At 50.6% G+C, this 24,092-nt stretch carries 23 protein-coding genes; 9 read left to right on the top strand and 14 right to left on the bottom strand.

Translation table 11 applies throughout. From position 1 onward, the window contains the following. Positions 1-152 precede the first annotated feature (152 nt). Entirely contained in the window at positions 153-701 is a 549-nt protein-coding gene (locus tag FCL45_RS22680; RefSeq protein WP_136795627.1) for a DUF2058 domain-containing protein, read from the top strand. Positions 702-777: 76 nt separating this feature from the next. Here the strand turns inward: FCL45_RS22680 and FCL45_RS22675 are convergent, their stop codons facing one another. Next, on the bottom strand, positions 778-1,416 hold the full coding sequence (locus FCL45_RS22675; RefSeq protein ID WP_136795626.1) for a hypothetical protein: 639 nt from the start codon (positions 1,414-1,416) through the stop codon (positions 778-780). Between the two features lie 473 nt (positions 1,417-1,889). On the opposite strand from FCL45_RS22675, the gene FCL45_RS22670 reads away from it, so the two are divergent. Further along, the gene (locus tag FCL45_RS22670) at positions 1,890-3,257 is read left to right on the top strand and encodes a DEAD/DEAH box helicase (protein WP_136795625.1); all 1,368 of its coding nucleotides are present in this window, start codon (positions 1,890-1,892) and stop codon (positions 3,255-3,257) included. A 224-nt stretch (positions 3,258-3,481) separates the two neighbouring features. Continuing rightward, positions 3,482-5,281 carry a translational GTPase TypA gene (gene typA, locus FCL45_RS22665; protein WP_136795624.1) on the top strand — a complete coding sequence of 600 codons (1,800 nt, stop codon included), beginning with the start codon at positions 3,482-3,484 and terminating at the stop codon, positions 5,279-5,281. A 51-nt stretch (positions 5,282-5,332) separates the two neighbouring features. Here typA and FCL45_RS22660 read toward each other — a convergent pair whose 3' ends face one another. From FCL45_RS22660 to glgX, 7 genes are all read right to left on the bottom strand, one after another. Then, positions 5,333-5,497 (bottom strand): hypothetical protein, encoded by a 165-nt coding sequence (locus FCL45_RS22660; RefSeq protein ID WP_153305532.1) that lies wholly within the window; start codon positions 5,495-5,497, stop codon positions 5,333-5,335. Between the two features lie 39 nt (positions 5,498-5,536). Then, positions 5,537-5,968 carry an NUDIX domain-containing protein gene (locus FCL45_RS22655; protein WP_136795623.1) on the bottom strand — a complete coding sequence of 144 codons (432 nt, stop codon included), beginning with the start codon at positions 5,966-5,968 and terminating at the stop codon, positions 5,537-5,539. A gap of 42 nt (positions 5,969-6,010) precedes the next feature. Continuing rightward, positions 6,011-6,595, bottom strand: a complete 585-nt coding sequence (locus tag FCL45_RS22650; protein WP_136795622.1) for a 5' nucleotidase, NT5C type — start codon at positions 6,593-6,595, stop codon at positions 6,011-6,013. After that, positions 6,592-7,548: a ketopantoate reductase family protein gene (locus FCL45_RS22645; protein WP_136795621.1), complete on the bottom strand. Its 957-nt coding sequence runs from the start codon at positions 7,546-7,548 to the stop codon at positions 6,592-6,594. Before FCL45_RS22645 ends, FCL45_RS22650 begins: the two co-directional genes overlap by 4 nt. Before the next feature lie 25 nt (positions 7,549-7,573). Beyond that, positions 7,574-8,377 carry a DNA-binding protein gene (locus tag FCL45_RS22640; RefSeq protein WP_136795620.1) on the bottom strand — a complete coding sequence of 268 codons (804 nt, stop codon included), beginning with the start codon at positions 8,375-8,377 and terminating at the stop codon, positions 7,574-7,576. 46 nt (positions 8,378-8,423) lie between these two features. Next, entirely contained in the window at positions 8,424-8,975 is a 552-nt protein-coding gene (locus tag FCL45_RS22635; RefSeq protein ID WP_136795619.1) for a GDSL-type esterase/lipase family protein, read from the bottom strand. Positions 8,976-9,159: 184 nt separating this feature from the next. Further along, positions 9,160-11,265: a glycogen debranching protein GlgX gene (gene glgX / locus FCL45_RS22630; protein ID WP_136795618.1), complete on the bottom strand. Its 2,106-nt coding sequence runs from the start codon at positions 11,263-11,265 to the stop codon at positions 9,160-9,162. Positions 11,266-11,422: 157 nt separating this feature from the next. Between glgX and FCL45_RS22625 the strand changes: the two genes are divergently transcribed. Further along, positions 11,423-12,364, top strand: coding sequence for an Lcl C-terminal domain-containing protein (locus tag FCL45_RS22625; RefSeq protein ID WP_136795617.1), 942 nt, complete (start codon positions 11,423-11,425; stop codon positions 12,362-12,364). Positions 12,365-12,450: 86 nt separating this feature from the next. Here FCL45_RS22625 and FCL45_RS22620 read toward each other — a convergent pair whose 3' ends face one another. The 4 genes from FCL45_RS22620 to FCL45_RS22605 all read right to left on the bottom strand — a co-directional run bounded on the left by FCL45_RS22620 (position 12,451) and on the right by FCL45_RS22605 (position 16,198). Then, positions 12,451-13,038: an SET domain-containing protein gene (locus FCL45_RS22620; protein WP_136795616.1), complete on the bottom strand. Its 588-nt coding sequence runs from the start codon at positions 13,036-13,038 to the stop codon at positions 12,451-12,453. After that, entirely contained in the window at positions 13,035-13,499 is a 465-nt protein-coding gene (locus FCL45_RS22615) for a GNAT family N-acetyltransferase (protein ID WP_136795615.1), read from the bottom strand. Before FCL45_RS22615 ends, FCL45_RS22620 begins: the two co-directional genes overlap by 4 nt. A gap of 2 nt (positions 13,500-13,501) precedes the next feature. Beyond that, positions 13,502-14,974 carry a RimK family protein gene (locus FCL45_RS22610; RefSeq protein ID WP_136795614.1) on the bottom strand — a complete coding sequence of 491 codons (1,473 nt, stop codon included), beginning with the start codon at positions 14,972-14,974 and terminating at the stop codon, positions 13,502-13,504. A 75-nt stretch (positions 14,975-15,049) separates the two neighbouring features. Continuing rightward, positions 15,050-16,198: a citrate/2-methylcitrate synthase gene (locus FCL45_RS22605; RefSeq protein ID WP_136795613.1), complete on the bottom strand. Its 1,149-nt coding sequence runs from the start codon at positions 16,196-16,198 to the stop codon at positions 15,050-15,052. A 409-nt stretch (positions 16,199-16,607) separates the two neighbouring features. Between FCL45_RS22605 and FCL45_RS22600 the strand changes: the two genes are divergently transcribed. From FCL45_RS22600 to trpA, 4 genes are all read left to right on the top strand, one after another. After that, entirely contained in the window at positions 16,608-18,029 is a 1,422-nt protein-coding gene (locus tag FCL45_RS22600) for a sigma-54 dependent transcriptional regulator (protein ID WP_136795612.1), read from the top strand. 132 nt (positions 18,030-18,161) lie between these two features. Next, positions 18,162-18,902, top strand: coding sequence for a GntR family transcriptional regulator (locus FCL45_RS22595; protein ID WP_136795611.1), 741 nt, complete (start codon positions 18,162-18,164; stop codon positions 18,900-18,902). After that, positions 18,895-20,124, top strand: a complete 1,230-nt coding sequence (gene trpB, locus FCL45_RS22590) for a tryptophan synthase subunit beta (protein WP_136795610.1) — start codon at positions 18,895-18,897, stop codon at positions 20,122-20,124. The genes FCL45_RS22595 and trpB overlap by 8 nt, the downstream gene beginning before the upstream one ends. Further along, positions 20,117-20,878 carry a tryptophan synthase subunit alpha gene (trpA, locus tag FCL45_RS22585; RefSeq protein ID WP_136795609.1) on the top strand — a complete coding sequence of 254 codons (762 nt, stop codon included), beginning with the start codon at positions 20,117-20,119 and terminating at the stop codon, positions 20,876-20,878. Before trpB ends, trpA begins: the two co-directional genes overlap by 8 nt. Before the next feature lie 132 nt (positions 20,879-21,010). Here trpA and FCL45_RS22580 read toward each other — a convergent pair whose 3' ends face one another. Both FCL45_RS22580 and FCL45_RS22575 read right to left on the bottom strand, forming a co-directional pair. Further along, entirely contained in the window at positions 21,011-22,366 is a 1,356-nt protein-coding gene (locus FCL45_RS22580; RefSeq protein ID WP_136795608.1) for a D-serine ammonia-lyase, read from the bottom strand. Between the two features lie 289 nt (positions 22,367-22,655). Then, the gene (locus FCL45_RS22575) at positions 22,656-23,120 is read right to left on the bottom strand and encodes a DUF892 family protein (RefSeq protein ID WP_136795607.1); all 465 of its coding nucleotides are present in this window, start codon (positions 23,118-23,120) and stop codon (positions 22,656-22,658) included. Between the two features lie 317 nt (positions 23,121-23,437). Here FCL45_RS22575 and lexA point away from each other — a divergent pair, with 317 nt between their 5' ends. Beyond that, complete coding sequence (gene lexA / locus FCL45_RS22570; RefSeq protein ID WP_136795606.1) at positions 23,438-24,085, top strand: transcriptional repressor LexA; 648 nt, start codon at positions 23,438-23,440, stop codon at positions 24,083-24,085. Positions 24,086-24,092: the final 7 nt, after the last annotated feature.

The raw sequence follows: 24,092 nt of genomic DNA, 5'->3' as shown, positions 1-24,092 counted from the left end.
ACTGGATGACAGCGTAATATAGAGATCTTGGCAGTTGATCTTGTATTTATGAAGGGTTAGTTCTTCTTAAAATCGTGGTTGGCAAACTTGATGAACGCGCTGGATAATGCGTGTTGCAGTATGCCGTGAAGTTAACAGGAGATTAGGTAACGATGGGCAGTTCGTTTCAGGATCAGCTTTTGAAGCTGGGATTGGTCGACAAGAAACAGGTCGAAAAGACCAAGAAGAAGCAGCACAAGAGTCGCAAAACAAAGATTGCGAAAAACGTGCAGCCGAAGGTGGATGAGAATAAACTCCTCGCCGAACAGGCACTGGCCAAGAAGAAAGAGCGGGCGAGACAGCTGAATCAGGAGCGTGAGGAGAAGCTCAAAAAGCGCGAAGAGGCGGCGCGCATCAGGCAGTTGATTGAGAGCAGCCGTCTGCCGAAACAAGAGGACGGCGTTGCCTATCGCTTCGTTGACCGAAAGAAAGTGTTTCGGATTTTCATCAGCCAGGAGCTTGTCGACAGCCTCAGTCGGGGCGGTGTCGGCATTGTCCGGCTTGGCGACCAGTACGAGGTGTGTCCAGCCAAGGCGGTGCAAAAGATAGCCGAGTTGGACAAGAGCGTTGTGGTAATGATGAATAAGCCGGCGCCAAAAGGTGAAACGGAAGAAGATGATCCGTATGCCGGTTATGAAGTGCCGGATGATTTGATGTGGTAATCATTGAAACAGTTAAACAAAAAGGCTGGACTTCATGAGAAGTCCAGCCTTTTTGTTTTTGCTGAAGTGGTCGCATTCAGCTGCCGCTGCTGCTGGCTGTTATCCTGGGTTTCAGGGAGAGTTGCAGTCGTTGGGGATAGGCTTGAATGTCGGCTATCCAGGTGTCGATTGTTACAGTTTTGGTACCGGCTCTGGTCACGATCGGGTCGAGATCTCTCATGGAGATGGGAAATTCCTGGCCGTTAAAGAGGGCAAGCAGGGTCTGGCCGATATCCCCTCCGGCCGCGTCCTGTTTGTTATTGATTTCATCCACCACCGGAGTCACGTAAAGAATTTGGCTTTCCGGATCGAAACGTAATCTGGCCTTGGCTGTGAAATCCAGCTCTATGGTCCCTACATTGAGACTTATACTGTTCCCGGCAAGTTCTGTGAGCACCTTGAGCTGATCTCCGATAAGATGGAGGCGACAGCGAAGATGCTGATCCAGCAGCTGGACATCACTCACCTTTTTGATAATGATCTTTCCCTTCAGAGAGCTTGAATCAGCTGGGAATTCCATTGGCAGCAATTTGGTGAGAGTCTCGGCCAGCACCTTTTCCGGCAGGTTCAGGGTGATCTCATCATCGGCGGCAGATGCGGTTGTGCAGGTTATTGCCATAGAGATGAGCACGGCGGTGAGAAACAGAATCGCTTTGGGCATTATTTTTGTGTACATGGGTAATTGAGTCTGGTGAAGATTGATTGGGAGACCGAACGCTGCAGTCAAGTATTATCGATTACAGGATAAATGCAAGCTGTAACCTCACAAAAACAGGGTGATACCAGCTGCGTGAACCTGGGTCGATAACTATTCAGGTTATTGCGACAAGATAGCGGATATAACAAAAGGCAGGTATAATAGATCATCTGATCAGCATATTGATCCAACGGACCCTGTCTATATGCCTGCCGCCTGATATCTGACTCCTAAGCAGTTATTGCTGAGCGGGATGGCTATCAGAAGTGCAATGAAAAGAGCCTTATACAACGTTGGTACCTGGAACTGTAGATTTTAGCAATATATTGGTTTGAACTTGAACCTGAAAAGAAAGATAAGGTGTTCAGGCTGATCTACAATCGTTTTTTTTCCTTTGTTACTATTCGGATTTGATCGATCTTATCGTAATTTAACCTGTTTATATCTCACGCATGTCTGCAACCTTACCAACACTCAACGTTACATCGGATTGCCTGCTCACCGGGATTGATGGTGCGCTCGAAGCAGAACTGAAAAATCGGTTGACCATAGACAACCCCAAATATCAGGCGGCGAAGAAGTACGGACGCTGGATTGGCAAATCGCTCAAGCCCAAGCTCACCTATTATACCGAGGTGCCCGGGGAGAATGGCTTGCGGTTTCCAAGGGGATTTTCCAATCAGGCCGTGATTCTCTGCCGTGAGATTACCGCCCAGTCTCCAGAAATTCTAGATAACAGAAGATTGTTGCCTGAGGTCGATTTTGAATTTTCCGGGAAGCTGAGGGGCTATCAGCATGAAGCTTTGGAGCAGGTATCCGGTCGCTCGTTCGGAGTGTTGGAAGCCGGTACCGGCAGTGGCAAGACAGTCATGGCTTTGGCGGCAATCGCTGCCAGAAAACAACCCACTCTGGTAATTGTCCACACAAAAGAGTTGCTCTATCAGTGGCGGGATCGGGCAGAAGAGTTTCTTGGGGTTAAAGCGGGTCTGATCGGGGATGGAAAGTTTACCCTGTCACCGCTCACCATAGCCATTGTCAACACGGCCAGGAAAAGGGCGGAGGAGTTGATTGAACATTTCGGCCATCTGGTGGTGGATGAATGCCACCGGGTTCCGGCTGCTCTTTTTACCGATGTGGTTTCAAAGTTTGACTGTCACTATCTGCTCGGCTTGTCGGCCACCGCGTTCCGCAATGATGATGGCTTGACCAGGCTCATTTACTATTTTATGGGCGATCGTATTCACAAGGTTGATCAGGGAGAGTTGCAGGCAACAGGTGCCATTGTCAGGCCGCAAATTATTCGCAGAGTGACAGACTTCAATTATGGTTATCGTGGTGACTACCAGGCGCTGATCAAAGCACTTGTGCTGCATCAGGGCCGCAATATGCAGATTACCGAGGATATCCATAAGGTTGTACAGGAACAGGAGCCAGGCACGGTGCTGGTCGTTTCAGACCGGGTCAGCCATTGCGAACTCTTTGCCAGGCTGCTTGGTGAGCGGGGAGTGGGGGTAGAGCTGCTGACAGGTCAGATCGGGCCTGAGCGCAGGGCTGAGATAGTAGCAGCGGTGCAAAGAGGAGAGGTGCAGGTGCTTGTGGCGACCCTGCAACTCATCTCCGAAGGTTTTGACTGCCCGGGCTTGTCGACTCTTTTCCTGACCACTCCTATAACCTTCGAAGGCAGATTGCTGCAGGTGATCGGGCGGATTATGCGTCCCGCAGCCAACAAGCAGGCGAGGGTATTCGATTATGTGGACGAGGCGGTTTCAACCCTGAACCGTTCGGCAAATATCCGCAGAGCTGTTTTTCAGAATATGTGAAAAAAATGACCGCATAAAGGTCCGTCTGTGCGGAATAGTTTGCGTCCCGGTCTCAAATCGGGTATGTTCTGCATCTTTTTGCAATGTGCATAAAGTATTTTTTGCGCACAAAGCTGCCAACACAATCACTCCCGTTGCTTTTTTATTTTCAACTGCATGTGCAGTGCATATTGTTACCGGGTCCCGGTAGCGTCGACAGCCGGCAGGATCACTGAGGAAACACGATGGAACAGAGCAAAATACGTAATGTGGCAATTATCGCCCACGTTGACCACGGTAAAACCACCCTGGTTGACCAACTTTTCAAACAGTCCGGAATGTACCGAGATAATCAGCAGGTCTCGGAACGATTGATGGACTCCATGGATCTTGAACGTGAGCGTGGCATCACCATTACGTCCAAAAACGGTTCCTATGCCTTTGCTGATCACTGGATTAATATCATCGACACCCCCGGTCACGCCGATTTTGGCGGGCAGGTGGAGCGTGTATTGCGTATGGCAGACGGCGCGCTGCTGCTGGTTGATGCCCAGGAAGGCCCGATGCCTCAGACCTATTTCGTTCTGAAAAAGGCACTGGAGAACAATCTGCCTGTCATCGTGGTGATTAACAAGATAGACAAACCCGCAGCTCGCTGTGACTGGGTTGTCGATCAGGTGTTCGATCTTTTCGTAAAACTCAATGCGCCTGACGATATTCTTGATTTCCCTGTGGTTTATGCTTCTGCCAAAGAAGGATACAGCCTGTTCGAGCTCGGCGATGAGCGCGTGGACGGCGGCAATATGGACCCGATCTCCAGGATGGTCATAGACCATATCCCTGCTCCGGTGGGCGATGAAGGGGCCGAGTTGCAGATGCAGGTGGGTACCATCGACTATTCTCCGTACCTTGGACGTCTCGGTATTGGTAAGGTTGTAAACGGCAGGATGAAGATTAACCAACCCATTGCTGTTGCTCGCCGTGACGGTTCTATTAAGCCGATCCGTATATCCAAGATTTTTCGCTTCGAGCGTGATGAAAAGGTTGCGGTCGAAGAGGCTGGTGTAGGTGAGATTGTGGCCATTGCCGGTATGGAGGATGTAACCGTTGGTGTTACTTTTACCGACGCTGATAATCCTAAGCCGTTGCCATTGATCACCATTGATCCGCCGACTATCTCCATGAACTTTATCCCTAACGATTCTCCGTTTGCCGGTAAAGAGGGTAAGTTCGTTACTTCCCGTCATATCGAGGACCGTCTCAAGCGCGAGATTCTCGCTGACGTGGCATTGCAGTACGAGCCGCTGACCGATGCAGTTGGTTTTAAAGTGAGCGGTCGAGGTGAGCTGCATCTCTCTATTCTGATTGAGAAGATGCGTCGCGAAGATTATGAATTTCAGGTCACCCGCCCTCAGGTCATCATGCGTGAAGAGGACGGCAAGCTGATGGAGCCCTACGAGGAACTGACCATCGATGTGGACGAGGAATTCCAGGGTCCGGTTATCGAAAAGCTCGGCAAGCTGAGAGGTACCATAGAAGAGATGAGCACCAACAACGGCATGGTTCGTATGGTGTTTCACATTCCGACCCGCGGTTTGCTCGGTTATCGTTCCCAGTTCATGACCGATACCAAAGGAATGGGTATGATGGCCTATGTCTTCCATGAGTATGGCCCATATGCAGGTGATATCATCAACCGCGTCAACGGTGTGATGCTGGTAAAAGAGCCGTGCACTTCCGTAGCCTATGCGCTTTTTAACCTGCAGGATCGCGGTAAACTCTTTGTAGGAGCAGGCTTACCGCTTTATGCGGGGCAGATTATCGGTGAGAATGCTCGTCCCGCCGATATGGTGGTCAATCCCGGTAAGGGCAAGAAACTCACCAACGTCCGTGCTTCAGGTACCGACGATGCGGTTGTTCTCACCCCGGCGACCATTATGTCCCTTGAGGATTGCATTGCCTACATCAATGATGATGAACTGGTTGAGGTAACTCCCAAGTCGATCAGACTTCGCAAAAGGACGGGTACCAGAATCAAGATTTAAGGTGAAGACATGGACCTGCTTATCCTGCTGATATCCGGAGTAGTTGGAATTTCAACCTTCTTTCTTATCTCCAGAAAGTTCGGAAGCGACTGCATCCCCTGAGCCCTGCTCTATGGATCCGTCGGGGCGGGTCTGGTTGCTTTCATGATTCTGCAAACTCTGCTTAAATAAAAAAAGGTGCATCTGGAAATTTCCAGGTGCACCTTTTTTTTTCAACGTCCAACGTCCAACGTCCAACGTCCAACGTCCAACGTTCTATCTCTCTCCGTTTTTAAACCGATAATAATCAGCCAGAATCCTGGCGTGATCAAAGGCCAGTTCAGGCAGGTTGTCACGGTCGAAAAGTTCCGCCTTGCCCGCATCATCGCCAGCTACAGGTTGTCCGTCGGCCTGGACGATGAAAACCGTTGAGACGGTATGTTGGCGTGGATCGCGTTCCGGGTCCGAGTAGGTGCGAAATTGCGCTAGGCCACGTACCGCAAGTCCGGTTTCCTCTTCTGCTTCTCGTACTGCCGCTAGCTCAAAAGATTCGCCATAGTCTACGAAACCACCGGGGAGCGCCCAGCCATAAGGGGGATTCTTTCGTTCTATCAAGACGATTCTGTCGTCAACCTCAATGATGATATCTACGGTGGGCACAGGATTGCGGTATACAGCGATCTCTTTGCTGCAGTGTGGACATTTCATTGAGGTCTCCAGCTTGGGGCGAAAGGGCATGAAGCAGGTACTTCAATCCAGAACAATCAGCTCACGGATTTCCTGCCAGTTTTCCACGGTTGCCAGGTCGTGGCGGTTCCTGTTCCATGGGTGGCTGTACACAAGGGGAATAATCTCCCTGGCCAACTCTTTGCAGGTCTCCGCCCGATCATCGATGAAGTATTTCAGCTTATGTTCCTTGATGTAGCGCAGTTTATCGTCGTGGTCGCCGGTTGCTACCAGTTTGATGGCCTTTTGCGTGGGGAGTGGCAGGAACGTATCGAACCAGTCTATAACCGGCTGCTTTATGGGGCGGGCGGTGATAACGGTGACTGGTCCTTTGGCGGCGAGCTCGTTTAATACCGGTATCGCGCCCGGCATGGGTTGCAAGCCTGTTGCCAGCGAATCTTTAAGGATGTCGAGAAATATCTTTTCCACTGTGTCCTTCGGCATGCCGATACAGTGTTCGAGTTCGAAATTGGTTATGTCCTCGAGGGTGAATGAGCAGTAGTTATGCTCTTCACAGGCAATTTTCAAAAAGGCTGCGGCGGTATCGGCAATAACACCGTCAAGATCGAACCCAAGCTCGTGGGGGAGTATTTTAAAATCGGTTTTCATATTGATATTCCAGCGTGTTGCAGGTATTGACGTTCCAGCTGCTTCACTTCTCTGACGATGCGTTGGTTTTCCGGGGCGTCAATCCCCAGCTTTTTGGCAGCGGTGACCACCGCACCATTGATGGCTTCGATCTCGGTGCGTCGCTTCTTTCGGACATCTTGCAGCATGGACGATATATTGCCGGAAGTCTTAACGCAGACCCCCTTGGTTATCTCAAACGAATCCTCTGGCACGTGTATGCCGGAACCATGGGCTATCTGATAGGCTTCGGCCACCAGTCGCTCCATGCGTTCAGGGAGGCCAGGGAGCGTAAGCAACTCTCCGTTGGTGCAGTTCAGTGTTGCCGTAAGCCCGTTGATTCCTGTATTTACCAACAGCTTGGTCCACAACCGGGAGAGGATATCATCCACAACTCGGGTTTTAAGGCCGGAACTGTTAAAAAGTTGCTGTAGTTGATCAAGGTTCTCCATGGCATCCGGAGATGCGGGCTTTTCAAGGAAGCCAACCTGGGTGAGGCCTTTACCGGCATGAAACACTTCACCCGCACCAGTAAGCGTAGCCCCTTCGGTGGTAGTACCATAGAGGGCGAGACAATTTCTGACTGGCAACCGGACTCCGATATGGGAAATACCGTTCTGCATAAATAAGAGAATGGTACCTTCACCGATCAGCGGGCTGCAAAAGCGCAGACAGTTTTCGATATCGTATGATTTTACGCAGAGTATTACCACATCGGCTCGACCTGTCTCAGTGGGAGAGGACGAAACCGGGATGTGTGTAGTCTCCCGCCGATCCTTGTGGCTGTAGAGTATACCGCGCTGATTGAGCTGTTGAGCTCGTGTGGAGTTGTGGTCAATAAGGGTGAACCGGTGCTGCCTCTTTTTCGAGGCAGTTGCGAGCCTGGACGCCAGCAGGCAGCCCAGGGCGCCAGGCCCGACAAGAACGAAATGCATGATAATGCTCCCGCCTGATAAATGATTATTGAACGATTCGTGCTTCTTCGATAATCACTTCGTATTTATAACCGGCGCCGAAGTCTTTATTGGCGGAGAGCTTGCCCTCGATGAGAATGATAGAGTCCTGATCAGGTGTATCACTGGTGGTAACGACCAGGTCATGGGTATTCTGCATGGGGTTTCCTGTGCCATCCTGCAGATGTACCCAGTTCCGGCCCATGATATTAGGGTTGAATTTCACTACCTTGCCACGAACATGTACGGTCTGGCCATTGAGTTCCTTGGCCTTGGCAAATATCTCTTCTACGCTGTATCCTTTTTCGCTGGTTGCTTTCTCGACCTTGATGTCAGTGAAAGGGACGATAGCACCGGTACTGCCAGGGCTGGCTTCCCCCTGAACATCCTGTGCATCAGTAGCCTTGTTTTGTTCGCGGGCGACGGCATCTGCGAAAGAGCTTTTAGAAGGTGCCGGCTCTACTGCGGCTACGACAGGTTGTGCGGGAACATCACCGAGGTCGGTACCATTAATCAGTGCACCGGCAAAAATAATGGATGGGAAGGTGCGATCCAGGGTCTTGGAGTGGAAGTCACTCATCTCCATACCGCTGTTGTATGTTACGTGATCTCCAATTTGTACCTGGGTCTCTGGTACGGCTACCCAATCTTTGGTGGAGCCATTATCAACTTGAAGATAGGTATAGCCCGCAGCGTTCATGGTTTCCAGGACTATGCCTGCAACTTCCTGGGCCTGGGTTTTGGGTGGTGTCAGGGCAGACAGGCCAAGTATGCATGCGGCTGCTATGTAGAGTACGGATTTTCTTTGCATATGATCTCCTGTTGGACGAATATTTGATTATACATCGCGCGACAGATTAATCATTTTCCATGAGAAAGGCAACGTACTCAAAAAGGGTTCTTGTCCACAGTTCATATCCGGCGTCCGTGAGGTGAACACCGTCCGTCTCAAAGAGCTCGATATCTGATTTGGTAAATCGACTGTAGACATCTATATAGCAGCTGGCAGTGTCTCTGCAGATGCCTGCAATTATTCGATTTATCTCAATTATTGCTTCATGGTCATGGGGACATCGGATCGGCAGCAGGCTATTGACCATTGTCTCCGCTGCCGGGTAGCTATTGCTCAGCCAGACCACAATTTTTTTCAGATCTTCCGTGAAATCATGATTTCCCATCAGGAAGTCGTTGGTACCGATCATCACCAGGATAAGTTTGGGCGAGGAGCATTTTTTCTGAATCTGAGGCAGCGAGGTGAGCAGTTCACCGGTGGTGAATCCTGGAATACCGAAATTCAATACCTCAAAGGCAGGCAATCGGTTCTGCCAGTCGAATCCGGCTACCAGGGAATCTCCGATCATCAGGAAAGGGGGCTTTACGTTGTTGTTTCTCGGGGGAGTTGCGGACATGATGGTAATTTCAGTGGATGTGGATTGGAGCCAGCCGAAAATCAAATGTTTTCCAGACAGCGAGAAAAAAAAGAAAATATCTAATAGAAGCCGGATCTTAACACAGCAGGCAACTGATGCCAAAGAGTTTTCAGACTGTCAGGGGGAAGCAATGGCGAACGAACCCTTAAAAAAGGTGTTGTGATTACAAGACCTCCGGCAAAGACTGCAGGACGACCACTGCCAGGTTGGCCACTCTAATGGAACGGATTCCACTATCAAGCGGAGTACCGCGGGGGATGATATCTTTGGGGGGAACAGCCGCGGTATCAATTATTTTTGACCAGCTTCTGTTGTTATTATTCGGTGGTACATCGGGGGGAATGAAATGAAGTTTTTTTTCGATGTTACCGTTCATCATGATGAAAAAATCATCGTCACGACTCAGGTGTTGACGTTTGCCATGGATCAGCACACCCAAGCCGTGACAGTCAGCTGACCAGTTTTGTTCGCCGGGGGTGAGGTATTGCCATTCAATCTCCTCCGGCACATTGGGTGTACTGGAGTCTGTGGTAGCAAAGAAGTTTTCCCGCCGAAAAACCGGGTGATTCCGGCGCAGGGCAATGCAGAGCTGAAAAAATCTCAACAGGTCCCTGTTGTGTTCCATAAGTTGCCAGTCGAGCCAGCTGATGGGGTTATCCTGACACCAGGCGTTGTTGTTGCCGGACTGGGTCTTGGCAAACTCGTCTCCGGCGCAGATCATTGGCACTCCCTGGGAAAACATGAGGATGGTCAGCATACTGCGAATGCGTCTCAGCCGCAGTTCTTCAACTTTCGGAGAGACTGGTGTGCCTTCACGGCCGCTATTCCAGCTGAGGTTATGGTTGTCACCGTCCCGGTTGTTTTCTCCGTTCATCAGGTTGTGCTTGCGGTTATAGCTGACCAGATCGTAGAGCGAAAAACCGTCGTGACTGGTTAAAAAATTAATGGAACTCAATGGACCACGCCTACTGGCCTGATAGAGATCGGAACTGCCGGCAAAGCGACTGGCGAGTCGTGAGACCATTCCGCCGTGGCCTGCCATAAAGGCCCGTACGTCGTCTCTGAAACGCCCATTCCATTCTCCCCAGCGGGTATCATTGGAAAAGCTGCCAACCTGGTACAGGCCGGCCGCGTCCCATGCTTCCGCGATGATTTTAGTGTCCCGTAGTACAGGGTCTTCCGCTATCTGCTCGATCATCGGTGGGTTTGCAAGTACGTTCCCGTCCTGGTCGCGACCAAGGATTGAGGCGAGGTCAAAGCGAAAGCCGTCCACGTGCATTTCAATAACCCAGTAGCGCAGGGAGTTAATGATAAGGGAGCGAACGACCGGGTGGTTACAGTTCAGGGTGTTGCCGCAGCCTGAGAAGTTGAGATAACTCTGATCTTCTGGATCAAGCAGATAATAGACTGAGTTATCTATGCCCCTGAAACTGCTGGTGGTGCCGTCATAACCGCCCTCGCCGCTGTGGTTGTAAACAATATCGAGGATGACTTCTATGTTGGCATGGTGCAATTCTCTGACCAGCGTCTTGAATTCGTTGATATGATTCTCAGGATCAATGGCATAGCCTGATTTCAGGGCGAAAAAGGATACCGGGTTATAGCCCCAGAAATTCTTGAGCTTCTCTCCCGTCTCAGGGTTTACAAAGTCATTGTCGTTTTCATCGAATTCGGTAATGGGCATAAGCTCAACAGCTGTCACGCCGAGCTGCTTGAGATATGGGATCTGCTTCATCAACCCTTCATAACTACCAGCCGCCGCCTGGTTTTCTGCCAGTTGTTTGGTGAAGCCACGAATATGCAGTTCATAAATGATGGTTTCGGAAAGAGGGGTTTTGAGTGGGCGATCATCCTGCCAGTCAAAGTCGTGACTAATGATTTTGCAGCACGGCGCTTTGCCGTACTGTGCTCTGGTCCCCCAGGCGCGTGGAGACAGGGCGTGGCAGTAGGGGTCTATCAGAATATCTGCATGGGTAAAACAAGAGCCGGAAGCAGGCTTATCGCTATCGACCCGGTAGCCATAGGTAAAATCGCACTCGTGGGTTTCAAGCAGGATATGCCAGACATCGCCGGTCTTGTGTTCTGAGGGAGTAAGCTGCAGCTCATAACGTGTTTCTGATCCTTCTTGGCATGCGCTCTCCAGAACCAGAGTAACCGTACTTGCATTTCGCGAAAACAGGGCGAAATTGACTCCTTCACTCAGGGTCGTCACCCCCAGCGGCAGTGGATAGCCTCTTTTTATTTCCCAGGGTAAATTTTTTTTGGACATAGTTGAGAATAATTATTAGAATCATTTCCAGGTCGAAATGGTTATCACCAGAATGGACAACTGAATACAGTTAGTATAGCGCATCCATGTATTGAATTTGAAGGCATAGGGAGCGTGAAAAAACAGGTTAAACTTTTACCTGTATATAGGAGGGATTATGGGAATGTTTCATAAGGTTACAGTCGGAGACAGGGTGATCAGTCCAATAGATTGGGAAATGAGGCCAGAGTTAACCTTTGGTACCTTTGAGTCCTGGGGCGGACGTGAACGTGTTCGAAACAACAGCGAGTGCGTGTATTACTTCTTTATCGACGATTGGGGTGATGAACCTAAATTGTGTCTGATGGAGCGGGCCGTGAAACACGCTAAGGTGGTAGCTGAAATCAAGGCTCCCATGGAGATGATGAAAAAATGTGTTTCAGAGCAGGGCAGCGTTGCCCTTTTTGAGCAGAGTTTCGCTATCAACCAGCAGCTCCGTGATTGGCTTATAGCGAATGTGCTTGATGATAAGAACTCATCGCTGGTCATTCCGGTTATTGACCAGAATGAGATTGAGGATATGGGACCTGCGTTGCCGGATGTAAGCGTCACCGGTTATGGTGGTGAGAAAGTGCATCTGCCTGTTGAGCTGGAGTATCTCCAGGAAGAGGATGTCGCCGGGTTGATCAGGAAATGGAATTTCTATGATAGCGAGCATAATCCTTCCGGTCGTTTCGATAACTGCCTGGTGGAATGCGGTAACGAGCATACGGTCATCGATCTGAAGACCCGGTTGATGTGGCAGCGTGAAGGCTTGGACATCAATTCTATCCGCCATCAGAGAAAAGAAATTGAGCAACTGAACATGGATGGCTTTGCCGGTTATCACGACTGGCGACTGCCGACTCTCGAAGAAGCAATGTCATTGATGGAGACTGAGGTGAATGACAAGGGTGTACATCTGCACCCCTGTTTTTCTAAAAAGCAGCCGTTCATCTTTGTAATGGCAAGAAGGAAACCTGGCGGGTATTGGTTTGTCGATTTCAAACAGGGGCGTGCATTCTGGTCTTCCGGCACAATCCCTGGTGGATTTGGGCGTCTGGTCCGTTCCCTTGGCTGACGGCAGTGGTGTTATTTCGATAAATACATAAAATGCATGAGTCGTTTCAGTTGCTGAAGCGGCTCATGCATTCTTTGGGGGAGATATCAGCCTCCCGGATAGTAACACTCCATGATTGAGAGCAGTTCCCTTTGTTCATTTCTGATATCTGTAAGCTGATTACGGATATCACTTTCAATATAGCGATAGAGCGGTTGACTCACGTTGTCTATGAGCGGGAAGGCCGCCCGCAGTTTTTTATCCCATCTATCTGCATATCGGAGCAGGTCGTCCGGGTAGACCATTTTACGCTCCCCGCCTTCGGGCAACGCCTCAAATGGCTCGATGATGTTGAGGTAACCATAGTCGTCCGTTAGCTCTTCGTCTTTTTCGATGTCACGAATGGCAATTTCGAAGTTATATGGTGTCAAACAACAGTTTGAGTTGAAGCTGTGGTTTATGAATTTGCCATTGTCCCAGCAGAACACGTATTCCCCTTTTTTATTGCGGAAAGAGTATTTCATCAGAATCTCTTGATAGCGTCCATCATGAGCGTCCATCTCCTTTTGGGTGAATATGCGATCGAGATGATCAAGGGTCCAGGTGATGGTGCCCATGGGGATTCTGTGAGTTGCAAAAAGGCCGAATCCTATATTATCGCTAATATATCTCACTTCAGTGTTCGGGTGGATCATGGCTGGTGCTCCAGGTTGGCGAGGTTTTTCTTCATAATAAGCGCGGCGCTGCCATTTTGATAATAGTGAGGACGTCTGCCCTGAAGAGTATAGCCATGGGAAAGGTACAGCCGGCAAGCTATCGGGTTATCTTCAGAGACTTCCAGTTTCAGACTTGTCCGCTCATAGTCTGCAGCAACCTGTTCAGCCTGTCTCAGGAGAAGGGTACCAACGCCGCATTTCTGTGAGTTTTTATCCACGGCAAGGGAGTGGATTTTCATGGTGTGGTTACAGGTTCTGGTGAGCAGGGTCATGTAGCCGATGATATTGTTTTGTTTCTGGGCCTTCAGGGTAATTCCATGAGCTTTGGTCAGCAGATGCCTGAATTGTCTGCGCGAAAAACGATCATGGTCAAACACCTGCATTTCAAGAGACTCCAAAGCATCGAGGTCAACAATGGTGGCTGGTAGGACACGAAGCATGATTACCCTCTGCGCTTGGCGTTAAGACGTCGAACAAACTCGCGAAGGATGATCCGGTAGAGTTCATTACCAAGAATTTTATCTTCTATGGTGTGGTCAATGGAGGGGTTGTCATTTACCTCTATAACGACAGCTGTGGATTTTACAGTTTTAATGTCGACACCGTATAATCCCTTGCCGATTGCCCCTGCTACTTTTGAAGCCAGCCGGATGACATTTCTTGGTGCCTCATGGACAGGAACAGTCATGACCCGGCCGGAGCGGGTGGAACAACCGGCCTTGTGGTGGTAAATCTGCCAGTGGCCACGTGCCATGTAATATTTGCAGGCGAAAATCGGTTCACCATTCAGCACACCGATACGCCAGTCAAACTCTGTGGGCAGGAACTCCTGGGCCAGGATGATTGAGGAGCGGGTGAAGAGCGTATCAAGCATGGTGTTAAACTCGTGTTCACATTCGACCTTGCTCACCCCAACGGAAAAAGAACCATCGGGGATTTTCAGTACCATTGTCTGGCCAAGCTGGTTCGCAACGCCCTGATAATTTAAAGAGTTGGTACGAAAAAGCAGGCATGAGCGAGGTGCCGGGACTCCAAAACGATCAAGCAATTCTTTGAGGAATACCTTGTTGGTGCAGCGAATGATGGACGACGGATCGTCTATAACCACCATGTCAGCATGCTGGGCAGACTGGGCGAGGCGGTATGTGACGTGGTTTACCGCAGTCGTCTGTCGGATGAAGAGTGCATCAAACTCCATGAGGCGTGAAGATTCCCTTTCGGTGATGAGTTCCGCGTTGATGTTCATCTTTTTTGCTTCATTGATAAACAAATTGAGTGCGGCGCGGTTGCTGGGCGGAAATTGTTCTTCCGGGTCATGGAATATAGCAAGGTCATAGCGAGCTGGTTTTTTGCTGCGAGGTTCCCTCCAGACTTTTTTGTTGAATGCATCCAGAGCGTTGGCGAAAAGGTCCTGCTGATGATCTGTCAGTTCTTCGAGGTTCAGAGTGCGGAGGCTACAGAGATGTGAGTGCTGGTTTGCACTGAACTCCGCTCTTAAAAGCGGTGCTGGATAGCGGTCGAAGATAGTGCGTGCCAGCTTTTCAAATCGCGGGTCTTCGCAGGTGCCGAAATAAATGTCGAGCTGCAGCAGGCCGTTTATCGGGTTGGTTGGCAGCTCACCGTTGCATTTACAATGACGGACGAGGGAACTTTCCAGCTTTGCCGGAATATCGGCCTCCAGCATGTTTAAGGTGTCGATGCTGGGAATGACCTTGTGTTTACGAGCTTGCGCCAGTAGTGAGCAATAATAGCCTTCGGAATGGTACGAGAGGTTATTGCAGAGATTAATAATCAGGTGAGAATGTTGATCGGGATTCTCGCTCTGCAGATAATCCAGTGCGGTGGTGATGCTTTGAGTTTTGTAGTATGGCTCCCACTGTTCGATGCTGTCGATAATGACGAGTACTGAGTTCATAAAATGCTCGATATGTTACTTGCAACGGAGTACTGCGGCATCCGTTATCAGGGAGCCGCAGTGTCGTCAGGAGGGTTATGAGCGCTCCTCCATCAGGATGTAATTGAGGTTGTTGTGACCGGTATATTCGGCACGTGGTCTGATGAGCCTGTTGTTGGCCCACTGTTCGAGGATATGGGAGGTCCAGCCCACAGTCCGGCTGATGGCAAAAATGGGGGTAAATAGTTCCTGCGGTAGTCCCATGGCGTTGTAGAGTGAGGCTGTATACAGGTCGACGTTGGGGAAAACCATTGTTTCACGTCGCACGACTCGTTCTATTTCCCTGGTGATTTCGAATTGAACTGTGTTGCCGGTGTAACTGGTAACCTGGTCGGCATAATCCCTGAGCATGCGTACCCGTGGGTCTTCGCAGCGGTAGACACGATGACCGAATCCCGGAATTTTCATTTTGTTTGCCAGCTTTCCGAGAATGATTCGCTCAGCTTTATCCGGTGTGCCGATTTCTTCGATAAGCTGCATCACTTCCATATTCGCTCCACCGTGTAGAGGCCCTTTCAGGGCTCCAATGGCTGAGGTGACCGAAGAATAGATATCTGACATGGTAGCGGCAGTCACACGCGCCGCGAAAGTTGATGCATTCAGCTCATGGTCTGCGTGAAGGATAAGAGCCACATCGAATGCACGCTCAAGAATCGGGTCTGGCGCTTTTCCCTGCAAGGTATAGAGAAAGTTGTAAGCGATGCCGCGACCAGGTTCGGGCTTTATGGGTTCCAGCCCCTGGCGAAGACGCTGGTGAGCGGCAATGAGCAGAGGGATGCGGAAAGTGAGGCGTTGTGCTTTGCGCAGGCAGGCATCGAGCCCGGTGTTTCCGCTATCGGGGTCCCAGTGACCTAAAGAGGATACGGCGGTGCGAATTACCTCCATGGGAGTGGCGACTTTCGGAAACATCCTGAGAATCATCACGGTCTCTACAGGCAGAGCCATGGAGCCGATGAAGCCCGAGAGAAATGCCTTGAATTCAGTGGGCCGGGGAAGACAACCATACCAGAGCAGATAGGCGGTTTCTTCGAAGGTGCTGTTTCCTGCAAGCTCAAGGGCATCATAACCGCGGTAAAGCAGTCGTCCATCTATTCCGTCGATAAGACAAATTTCAGAGTCGCAGGCAACAATGTCCGCGAGTCCGGCTTCTGATTGTTTTGAAGCGGTAAGGCATGATTTGGTCACAGATACTCCTCCCTGTTATTATAATGATGTTCAAGACCAGAGGCAAAATCTATGCCGTATCTGACTTGTATCCACAAGTATATGAAAACAATAAAGATAATCTGATATCGAGAGAGGGGTTGGTGAAGTTTTTCTTAAAAAAAAGAAATAGATTTCCTTTTTGCTGGGGTGTTTTATGAATTCACTTCAGTATGTTCTAACGATACGGCCCAGAATGCTGAATGGTAATCTGCCTAACTGGTCTGATTGTTGGCGTTAATGACCTGGGCAAAGTCGCCGAGAGGCGGTGGGGCGATGTTGAACAACAAGCTTGCGCCGGAATAAAAAAGAAAGTATTTTCCGATTGTGCGGTTGCTGAAATCGTAACGGGGGGATTATCGGAAAACAATTTCTTAATTACTGGTGAAATATGCTGATCAGGGTGGTATTGGCGCTTGGAGACCGGGAGTTGCAGAGAGGGCTTGAAGAGCAGATCGGGCTGGCTGAAATTGAGGTCGAGGGGTTGACCGGGGAGGCCGACAGCTGGCGACAGGTCGTTCGGAGTTGTGCGGATGTTATCGTCATCAGTGACAGCATGATTCCTGCCCCTGTGGCTGGCGGTATAGGCTTGCTTGCCGGGTTGCCTGAGAATCCGACGATCATGGTTCTGCAGACTGAGCATTCTGCCGAATTGCAGGCTGGCTATATAGCCGCAGGAGCTCATTCCTCTCTCTATTCAGGTATTTCCAGGGAACGTATGATCAAGGCACTGGAAGGCACCATTGAGAGCCGCAGGCTGGCTATGATGCGCGACCGGTTGGATCGGCGAGGCAGAAGTGTGCCGAAAATTTCCGACTTTACCACGAATAGTGAAGTGATGCAGCTCTTCATGAACGAGGTACAACTGGTGGCTCCCAGTGATTCGGTTTTGATGATCATGGGAGAAACCGGAGTCGGCAAGGAGCATCTGGCTAAAGTAATTCATGGTGAAAGTCCCCGCGCTTCAGGGCCATTTGTTGCCGTGAATACAGCAGCTTTGCCTGAGCAACTTTTAGAGAGTGAGCTTTTTGGTCATAAGCAGGGGGCCTTTACCGGGGCAACCCGTTCGCGGCGCGGGGCATTCGAACAGGCGCATGGCGGGACTATATTTCTAGATGAAATTGGAGAGATGCCGCTGCACCTTCAGGCAAAGCTGCTCCGTGTTCTGCAGGAATATGAAATACAGCCCATAGGCGCAGAAAAATCATCATGGGTTGATGTGCGGGTGATTGCCGCAACCAACAAGGATCTGGAGCAGGAGGTGAACAGCGGTAATTTTCGAAAAGATCTCTATTATCGTTTGAGCGTGATCAAGCTCAACATTCCCCCCTTGAGGATGCGTCGGGAAGATATTCCCCATCTGGCCAGACGCTTTGTCATGGATTTCAAGTGTAAGATAGGGAGGGATATTCGCCAGATTGCCGAACCTGCAATGGCTGCGCTCTGTAGTTATGAGTGGCCTGGCAATATCAGGGAGTTGATGAACGTTATCGAACGTTCAATGCTCCTAAGTCGGAGTGGTGAGATAACAATGGAAAACCTGCCAAGTGCTTTTCTTTATGCCACAGACAAGAATGTGGAGGAGCCGGTGAATGGAAATTTAGCCGGTAACTGGCAGGCTAAAACTTTGCAGCACGTTGTTTCTTTGATGGTTGAGCATACAGAGAAAGAATATCTGTGCAGGGTCCTGGCTGAGCATGGCGGGAGTATCCGGAAAACTGCGGACCATGCGGGGATAACAACCCGAAGCCTCTACAGTAAGATGCGCAGATATGATCTCAGAAAAGAGGATTTCAAAAAACGGAAAAGGTAGTTGTAGCGACCGCACCGGGAAAGAGTCAGAGCCTGTAGCTTTTTTTTCGGTAGAGAGCAGTATGGGGATCTGAAACCAGCCACCTGTCAAGATGTCTTGACAACTTGACAGGTGGCTGGTAAACAGTGACGTATGGAAACGAAAATCGACAAAGCATCGCCAGTGCCCCTGTACCATCAACTTGCAGAATTACTTCAGCAAGAGATTAGTAGCGGCAGGTTTCAGTCCGGAGAAAAAATTCCTTCCGAAAATGTTCTGGCCGATCTCTATAGAATAGGCAGGCCCACAGTTCGACAGGCCATCGACAGCCTGGTGCGTAAAAGACTGCTTGTCAGAAGGCGTGGCTCCGGCACCTTTGTGGCTGAAACTCCTGAGCGGGTCGACCTGTTTTCCCTGGCGGGTACCATGGCATCGTTCAAAGCCAGTAAGCGTGCACCGAAGGTGATTCTTGTTGAGCCGCCGCGTCGTGCCAAGGTTATCAGCGGTATTAGCAATCCATTCAGTGGTACTGAGGCCATCTATCTCAGCAGGCGCACCCTGGTTGAAGAGACTCCGGTGCTGGTTGAGGATATCTATCTCGATGCCAGAATCTTTGCAGGTTTGGAAAACATGAAACTCGAAGGAATTTCACTTTCACAGTTGGTGGAAGATTCTTTCCACTTCGTTCTGACTGGGGGAACCCAGCAGTTCAACATAACCTATCCCGATACCCGCCTCACAGAGCTACTGGACGTTCGCAAGTCCACACCCCTGTTGGCGGTTAACAGATTTCTCGACTCATCCCTTCAACAAAACGCGATCTATTCGGATCTTTTCTGTCGAACGGATGAATTTATTTTCAGCCAATCCCTGGGAGGCTTGTCGCATGGCTAAAACCGGATATTACGGGGAGTATGGAGGAGCGTTTCTTCCTGAGATACTCATACCCACATTTAAAGAACTGGAACAAGAGTTTGCACGTATCAAGAGCGACCCAGGCTTCTGGAAAGAATATGTGCACACCATGTCCACATACTCCTGCCGACCTACACCCCTGACCTATGCTGAGAATCTGACCAAGCATTTTGCAGGAGCGCAAATCTATATCAAGCGGGAAGACCTGAATCATACCGGTGCTCACAAGGCGAACAACGTGATCGCGCAAGGGCTTTTGGTGAAAAAGATGGGCAAGCGGCGGGTTATCGCCGAGACCGGTGCCGGCCAGCACGGTGTGGCCACAGCTACCATGGCGGCAAAATACGGTTTTGAGTGCACCATTTATATGGGTGAGGTCGATGTACTGCGCCAGCGTCCCAACGTGTTCTGGATGGAGCAGCTCGGTGCCAAGGTGGTGGCGGTAAAAGACGGTTCCCGAACTTTGAAAGATGCAATGAATGCAGCTTTTCGTGATTGGGCGGCCAATATGGATTCCACTCACTATGTGCTGGGCACCGCTTCCGGTCCTCACCCGTTCCCCGAGATGGTGTCTTACTTCCAGTCCATCATCGGCCAGGAAGCCCGCGAGCAGATCCTGAAATATGCCGGAAAGCTGCCGGCCAGAGTTTTCGCCTGTGTTGGTGGCGGTTCCAACGCCATGGGGCTGTTCGGTGGCTTCATGGATGACCCGGTGGAGCTGGTTGGTGTTGAAGCGGGTGGTAAAGGGCTTGAGTCCGGCCTGCACGCCGCGCGCCTTGCTTCCGATCAGGCCACGGTGGGTGTGGCCCAGGGCTATAAGACCTACTTTCTGCAGGATGATGACGGCCAGATGCGTGAGACCCATTCCGTCTCTGCGGGGCTTGATTATGTCGGTGTGTCACCGATTCTCGCTCACTTGAGTGAGACCGGCAGGGTGCGTTTTGCCGCAGCCACCGATACAGAGGTGGTTGAAGCGCTCAAGCTCTGTATGAGAAAGGAAGGACTTATCCCGGCGCTCGAGTCCGCCCATGCCTTTGTGCAGGCATTCAAGGAGGCCTCTGAGCTTTCCCGGGACGAGTGCATCATCATCAATCAGTCTGGTCGTGGTGATAAGGATATCTTCACTGTGGCGGATGCCATCGGCGATCCCCAGTGGGAGAAGTTCATCTGCAACAAAGCGGAGGAGTACAAAAATGCTTGAGTCCTATATTCGCAAGCAGCGGGAAAATAAGAAAATCCTGCTGATGACCCATATCGTTCTGGGCTATCCCGATTTTGAGACTTCGCTTGAGCTGGCGCGCACCATGGTGGCGGCAGGGGTTGACCTGATGGAGCTGCAGATTCCCTTCTCAGAGCCCATCGCGGACGGTCCGGTTATTTTGAAAGCCAATCAGGAGGCATTGAAAGCGGGTGCCAGGCTCGCTCAGTGCCAGCAGGTGGCGCAGGAAATCACCGCCAATCTGGATATTCCATTCCTTTATATGAGCTATTACAACATACTGTTCAAGTATGGAGTAGACCGATTTGCCGAAGATGCGGCAGCGCACGGCATTAAAGGAATGATAGTACCGGATGCACCACCCGAAGAGGCGCCGGAATATGTAACCGCGTTAAGAGAACGAAATCTCTCACCGATCCAGCTTTTTACCCCTAAAACGACGGATGAGCGGATGAGCTATCTGGCCGGGAACGCATCCGGATTCATCTACTGCGTTGCCAGAAAGGGAGTGACCGGTCAGAATACCGCTTTCTCCAGCGAGCTGGATGGATATCTCGACCGCTGTCGCCAGGCAACAGACCTGCCTCTGGCGCTGGGGTTTGGTGTCAAGGACAAGGACGATATTGATTTTCTGCGTGGCAAGGTTGATATCGCCGTGCTCGGCTCCAGCGCTATCCGGGTACTCGAAGACAAGGGCGTGGAAGCCGTTGGTGACTATATCTCGTCTTTACGCTAGGAGTAGGACAGATTCCTGGAGAGTTTTTCTTGTTAAAGCCCGGTGAAAAACCGGGCCTTAGCTTTTGACAACACAGGCATTTATTCTAAATTCCGTCCACCGTCCACCGTCCACCGTCCACAGTTTCACTCCTCACGCATTACGCATTTCCAGCAACTCTTTTCCCTTACCATAGTACCCGGCTATTTCCTCCGCCGGTACCATACTCCCTCCGGTTCCCCAGGCGACATGTACAGCGGAATCAAAATGTTCTTGAAGGGATGGTGCAAGTTTGTCACGATTTTGCGTAATTTTGACAATGCCGGGAAGGCCGGCCAGGGCCGAAGGCTCCATAAAGATATGTTCCAGGTCAGCCAGTAGTGCCAGCAAGCGGTATAGTTCGTGGTCATCAACAGTGAAGACACCAGAAATTAAGGGAGCGAGTACGCGACCGATAAATCCGGATGGTCTCGCAACTGCGAGCCCATCAGCGGCGGTGATATTGTCAAGTCCCAGATCGCGTACGGAAATTGTATCGTGAAGACCGGTGCAGAGCCCGGCCAGCATGCAGGGCGAGTGAGTGGGTTCGGCGAAAAAACAGTGCACGTTATCGCCAAAGACCTGTTTCAGCCCGAAGGTAATGCCGCCGGGTCCTCCCCCGACACCGCAGGGAAGGTAGACAACAAGTGGCTGCTGCCCGTTGATTTCGATATTCATCGCGGAAAGTTGTGCGGCGAGCCGCTGCCCGGCCACGCTGTAGCCAAGGAACAGGTCGGTGGAATTCTCGTCATCGATGAAGTGGCAGTTCGGGTCGCTTTCAGCCTGGCTACGGCCTGCTGTGACCGCTGCACCGTAATCTGAACTGTACTCGACAACCTCGACGCCATGGCTTTTGAGCAGATCCTTTTTCCATCTCCGGGCATCGGCGGACATATGCACCGTGACCTGAAAACCGAACTTCGCGCCCATTATGCCGATTGAGAGTCCCAGGTTGCCAGTTGAACCCACAGCTATTTTGTACTCGTTGAAAAAGGTACGAAAATGTTTTTCAGCGAGTATTGCGTAGTTGTCGGTGGTAGTCAGGAGACCATTTTTGATAGCCAGTGTTTCAGCGTGCTTCAAGACTTCGTAAATCCCGCCTCTGGCCTTTACAGAACCTGAGATGGGCAGCAGGTTATCGCATTTGAGCAGCAGCTTGGCAGGTAGCGTAATAGCTGAACGCTGTCCCAGCGCCTGACGCATGGAAGGAATTGCCACGAGCGGTGATTCGATGAGGCCCTGGTCGGCGGCTGTTTCCGGAAATACCCTGGCAATGAATGGTTTGAAACGATCAAGGCGTTCGGCTGCAAGCTGTTGCTCAGCCGCAGTGAGCCCGGTAGCAGTCAGGCCGGTTTGGGCATTTGTACGTTGCGGGTTGAACCAGCAGCATTCCCGGTAGGCAATCAGCTCGCGCAATACCGGGAAGTCCCTGCACCAGCTCTCAAGATCCCTGCCTGCAAGAACAGTCATAACAGTATCCCCTCTGATGGTCGATGCGGAGGTGGTTCACAGCCTACTTTCTCTGACCGAACCGTCCACATTTTGCGAAATGGCTACAGACTACTCTACTATGGGGTCTTTACGAATCAGTTTTTTCAGGAGGCTGTGGGACACTCCTAGGAGCTTGTCCGATAATAGGCATTTTGTTCAAAATCGAGAAATTTAAAAACAATAAGCACAGCCATATGAATGATATTGCGAGCATTGTTATTTTGAAATTCCGAAGAGTTTGGGCAAAAGGGCATTTTCGGACAGCCTCCTAGGCGCAGGCTTCAACCAGTTCCTTCAGGCGTTCAGCGTGGAGTTTCTCTTCCTCGATGATGGTATCGAGCTGACTGGCGACGTCCTCTTCTTCAATAATGCTCCTGAGAAACTGATAGAAGAGGATGGTATCTTCTTCAAACGCTTTAGACTGCGTTATGATTTCAGCAATCGTCTTGGCTTGGTTGAGTTTGTTCTGATCCAGCCCAAAGGGTTGGTTAGTGATCATGCTCTGCAGCAGTGACCTGCCCATCGCTTCCAGCTCCTGATGTTCGGGAGGCGAGGAGTGAGTGGCCTGAAATCCTTCGAACCAATGGCGATGCCGACGCTCTTCCTCGGCCATTCCTTCAAATGCGGCCTTTATCTTCGGGTTGGTGGCGTGTGCTGCAGCCTGTTGATAAGAGATTTCTCCGTTTTTTTCAATCTGGATGGCAATGGTATGAATATCGGTAATTCTGAACATAGGATACCTGCGTGTGCTTTGCTGGGGAATGGTGCCAACAGGAAGTTTGATCGTGGAAAAGTTGGGGCAGCTGTTCTTATCAGAGTACACAATATCAGGTTGAAACACAGCAATTATTTGTTGGAAAACGGCTGCCAGGTGCAGCCTCACTGTGACTGTGCGGCTGGTACACCGTGAAAACAGATGATGCCTGATCAGGTTTTTTTACGTTGGCTGCAGCAGGTGTTACAATATAATGTATATTGACAATGTTGGATGTGATTGTACAATAAGGGTAAATGTACATGTACAAATATCATGCATTCTGAGGAGGCCGTGTGGAACTTACCAGCAGACAGAAGCGGTTTTACGACTATCTTGCCGATCGCATCAACGAGGAAGGGCGGGCTCCGAGCCTGCGGGAAGCAGCAGCGGATTTTGGGGTGAGCCATAACGCAGTGGCCCAGTTGATTGGTCAGTTGGAGAAAAAAGGTGTACTGGAGCGTGAGGGGCATTACAGCCGTACGATCAGGTTGCTGCCGGAGGGCGAGTCGCAACAGGAGCAAGGGGATGCGCTTATCCGGGGGCGGGAGTTGCCGATCATCGGTCAGGTGACCGCCGGTCTGCCCATGTATGCCCAACAGGAATGGGAAGGCACTGTGGTGGTTGATAGTCAGCTTTTTCCTGGTGACAATCTGTTTTGTTTACGGATTAAGGGAGATTCCATGCGTGACGCCGGGATATTCAACGCTGATCTGGTAATTTGCGAGCCGCGGCAATATGCGGAAAACGGTGAGATCGTAGCTGTTCTGGTACAGGGCGAAGAGGCGACGGTCAAGCGCTTTTACCTGCACAGTGATCATATCGAGTTACGACCGGAAAACGAAAACTATCAGGTGATGCGTTACCCGTTCAGTGAGTTGCTGGTGCAGGGGAAAGTGGTTGGTGTGGTGCGAGGCGACAACGGAGTTTTTGACGGAAGATAGTGCACCC

It is taken from the genome of Desulfosediminicola ganghwensis, from assembly GCF_005116675.2.
GTDB lineage: Bacteria > Desulfobacterota > Desulfobulbia > Desulfobulbales > Desulfocapsaceae > Desulfopila > Desulfopila ganghwensis.
The sequence above is the reverse complement of the archived record's forward strand: the minus strand, read 5'-3'. Positions and strand labels throughout refer to the sequence as shown.